The 3,794-nt window shown below is 63.9% G+C and carries 5 protein-coding genes; all 5 read left to right on the top strand.

Features of this window, described 5'->3' with window-relative positions; translation table 11 throughout:
* Positions 1–2 precede the first annotated feature (2 nt).
* Positions 3–431 carry a conjugal transfer protein TrbH gene (locus RUW20_RS21430; protein WP_313954250.1) on the top strand — a complete coding sequence of 143 codons (429 nt, stop codon included), beginning with the start codon at positions 3–5 and terminating at the stop codon, positions 429–431.
* A gap of 6 nt (positions 432–437) precedes the next feature.
* The gene (locus tag RUW20_RS21425) at positions 438–1,844 is read left to right on the top strand and encodes a TrbI/VirB10 family protein (protein WP_313954249.1); all 1,407 of its coding nucleotides are present in this window, start codon (positions 438–440) and stop codon (positions 1,842–1,844) included.
* A gap of 21 nt (positions 1,845–1,865) precedes the next feature.
* Positions 1,866–2,642 (top strand): P-type conjugative transfer protein TrbJ, encoded by a 777-nt coding sequence (gene trbJ, locus RUW20_RS21420; protein ID WP_313954248.1) that lies wholly within the window; start codon positions 1,866–1,868, stop codon positions 2,640–2,642.
* A gap of 9 nt (positions 2,643–2,651) precedes the next feature.
* Positions 2,652–2,882 carry an entry exclusion lipoprotein TrbK gene (gene trbK, locus RUW20_RS21415; RefSeq protein WP_313954247.1) on the top strand — a complete coding sequence of 77 codons (231 nt, stop codon included), beginning with the start codon at positions 2,652–2,654 and terminating at the stop codon, positions 2,880–2,882.
* Positions 2,883–2,892: 10 nt separating this feature from the next.
* Positions 2,893–3,794, top strand: a 902-nt coding sequence (gene trbL / locus RUW20_RS21410) for a P-type conjugative transfer protein TrbL (protein ID WP_313954246.1), incomplete at its 3' end; no start/stop codon positions are given.

Here is a 3,794-nt window from a genome sequence, read left to right as displayed (position 1 = left end):
TCCTGTTGGCCGGCCTGGCCGGCTGCGCCTCGATCGAGCCTTACGGCAATTTTCTCGACGCCAATGCCCCGGCCACCCTGAATGAAAGGCTCGCCGCGGACACGGTGAAGCAGCTCACGGTCCTGTACCCACCGGCGAGCACCCGCTTCGACCTCGGCCAGCCGACGCCCGACGCCTACGGCAGCGCACTGGTCGAATCGCTGCGCATCAAGGGCTACGCCATTCTGGAGTTCGAACCGGACGAGGCCGCGCCGGCGGACAGCGCGGAAGCCGCCGGGCCGGGGCTGAACCTGCGCTATGTGCTCGACGCACCGGCCAGCACGAACCTCTACCGCGTCACGGTGATGGTCGGCTCGCAGTCCCTGAGTCGCGCCTACGTGGCGCAGAACGATAGCGTGGCCCCGGCCGGTGCCTGGGTTCGGAAGGAGTGAGCGGCCATGGCTGAGCACCTCACCGAAGAGCAAATGTCACCGGACGCTTCGCCTGGCGAAGTGTCCCGGCGGTCGGGTGTGCGCCGGGTGAACAACCTGCCCGTGTACCTCGTCGGCGGCGTCATGACCGTGTTCCTGATCGTCATGGTCCTGGTGGCCGCGGATCGCGCCGCCCAGCAGAACGAGCCGGCGCAGGGGGCAAAGGAGAAGGGCGGCAACAGCAGCCTGTTCGCCAACGAAATCGCCGGCAAGCAAAAGGACGGGATCATCCCGGCCGAAGCCGCGAAACCGCTGCAAGTCCCGGAACTCGCTGGCCCCGGTACGCCACTCGGCGCGATTCCGATTGCCCGCCCGGAAAACCTCGACGCGCCGCCGCTGCCACCCCGCTCGACAGGTGATGGCTCGCTCCAACGCTCTCCCCGCGACGATGAGCTGGATCGTATCCGCATGGTGAAGATGCAGCAGCTCGAAGAGGCGGTGAAAGCCAGGACCACCGTGCAGGTCGTCGCCCCGCGCAGCGCGGGTTCGCCACCGGGTGGGGTGACCGGTGCTCCCGGGAGCCGTGAAGAAGCCATTGCCCGCCTGGCCGCAGTGCGGCAGCAGATCGACGCCGCCGGCCGGGACGACCCGACGGCAGCCTACAAGGCTCGCCTGGCGCAACTGCAGGGCATGAGAGGAGCAGGGGCCACCGGCGCTTCGTCGGCCCCGCAACTGCTGCCAACGGCGGCGAGCGGCGGCAAGAACAGCGTTGCGCAGTTCGGCAACACCGGAGCAGGCGACCGCTGGAGGCTCGATTCCCAGCCGGAAGCGCCGCGTTCGCCGTACGAACTACGCGCCGGATTCGTGGTGGCAGCGACGCTGATTTCGGGGATCAATTCCGACCTGCCGGGCCAGATCATGGCCCAGATCGCGCAGAACGTTTTCGACACCGCTACCGGCAAATACCTGTTGCTCCCGCAAGGCTCGCGCCTGGTCGGCAGCTATTCGAGCGACGTGGCCTACGGTCAGGCGCGGGTGCTGGTGGCCTGGCAGCGCATCGTTTTTCCGGACGGCAAGGCGATGGACATCGGCTCGATGCCGGGTGCCGATGGTGTCGGCTACGCCGGCTTCAACGACCAGGTGAACAACCATTACCTGAGGCTGTTCGGGTCCGCATTGCTGATGTCTGCCGTCACCGCCGGCATCAGCTATAGCCAACAGCAGAACCAGACGCAGACACCCTACGGCACGCCGAGTGCCAGTAGCGCCATGAGCGAGGCGCTGGGGCAGCAGCTCGGGCAGGTGACCGCGCAATTGATTGCCAAGAACATGAACATTGCGCCGACGCTGGAGATCCGGCCCGGCTATCGCTTCAACGTCATCGTCACCAAGGACATGACGTTTTCCAAGCCGTACCAATCCTTTGACTACTGATGACGCCAGGGAGAAAAGACGATGAAGCCCGAGGCTAAAATTTTAGCCGCTAAAATTTTCCTGGCGATGGCCCTCTCGGCCAGCCCGGGGATGATGGCGCCGGCACATGCGACCGGGATCCCTGTGTTCGATGCCGGCAACCTCACGCAGAACGTGATGACCGCCATGGAAAGCGTGGCGCAAACGCTGAAGCAAATCGAGCAATACCGGACGCAACTGCAGCAGTACGAAAACATGCTGAGGAATACCGCTGCGCCGGCCGCCTACATCTGGGATCAGGCGGTCACCACGATGAACCTGCTGCGCGGTGCGATCGACACCCTGGACTACTACAAGGCCAACCTCGGCAGCATCGACAACTACCTGGGCAAGTTCCAGGACACGGCTTACTACCGCAGTTCGCCTTGCTTCAACCCTGGCGGGTGTACGGCGGCGGAATGGGCCGCGATCAGAGACAGCCAGCGCCTCGGGTCCGAAGCACAGAAGAGGGCGACCGATGCGCTGTTCAGAGGCCTGGACCGTCAGCAGGACGCGATGGAAGCCGATGCACGCACCCTGCAGCGCCTGCAGTCGAGTGCGCAAGGTGCAACGGGCCAGATGCAGGCCATCGGCTACGCCAACCAGCTGGCCAGCCAACAGGCGAACCAGTTGCTGCAGATCCGGGGACTCCTGATCGCGCAGCAAAACGCCATCGCCACCCGAAACCAGGCGCTGGCCGATCGTGAAGCACAAGAAGCCGCTGCCGGCGAGCAACTGCGCAGTGGCACCTATCGCAACAGCGCCGCGCGCGCCTGGTAAGGAGAGGAAATGAACGTCACACAACTTTCAAGCGTAGCCCTGGCCGCACTCATGGCGGGCCTGGTCAGCGCGTGTTCCCCGGACATCCCCACGACGAAGGAAGCGCCGACCGTTAACGATGAGAACTGCAAACCGGAAAACATCGCCAAGGTAGACGACGAGGCTACGCGCAAGCAGTTCGCGTCGGCATGCCTGCGCCGTGGCCCCGACTTCAAGGCCAGCGAAAAGAAAGCCTGGTGAGGTGTCGAGGATGAGCAGGCCATCGCTATTGAGAATTCCTGCCGGCCCGCTGTTGCTGTTGTGGCTGGTGTTCTTCTCGGTCGACGCGTATGCAGCCATCGACAATGCGGGAGTGCTGGATAACGTCCTGGCACGTTATTCGGCGGCAGCGAGCACCTGGGCGGCAACCATCACGGCGAGGGCCTCGTGGCTGTTCTGGACTCTGGTGCTGATCTCGATGGTCTGGACCTTCGGCATGCTGGCCTTGCGCAAGGCCGACATTGGCGAGTTCTACGCGGAGTTCGCGCGCTTCACGATCTTCACCGGATTTTTCTGGTGGCTGCTTACCAACGGCCCGACCTTCGCCATCGACATCATGAATTCGCTGCGCACGATCGGCGGCACGGCAAGCGGTACCGGGCCGTCTCTGACGCCTTCGGGAATCGTCGATATCGGCTTCGATATTTTCTTCAAGGTGCTCGACCAGTCATCGGTGTGGTCACCCACCGATAGTGCGGCCGGCATCCTGATCAGCGCGGCAATCCTCATCATCCTGGCGTTGATCGGCGTGAATATGTTGCTGCTCCTGGTGAGCGGCTGGATCCTGGCCTACGCCGGCGTTTTCTTCCTCGGCTTTGGTGGCTCGCGATGGACTTCGGACATGGCGATCCATTACTACAAGACCGTTCTGGGGATCGCCGCGCAGCTGCTCACCATGGTGCTGTTGGTCGGTATCGGCAAGTCCTTCGTCGACCAGTACTACGTCAACATGAGCGCCGGTATCAGCCTCAAGGAATTGAGCGTGATGCTGATTGTTGCCGTGGTCCTGCTGGCCCTGGTGAACAAGGTGCCGGCCTTGATCGGTGGGCTGGCGATGCATGGCGGCACGCATGCTCTGGGCGGTGGTTTCGGAACCGGCGCGGCGATGGGCGC

The sequence above is a fragment of the Accumulibacter sp. genome, assembly GCF_032229525.1.
In the GTDB taxonomy this organism is placed as follows: domain Bacteria; phylum Pseudomonadota; class Gammaproteobacteria; order Burkholderiales; family Rhodocyclaceae; genus Accumulibacter.
The sequence above is the reverse complement of the archived record's forward strand: the minus strand, read 5'-3'. Positions and strand labels throughout refer to the sequence as shown.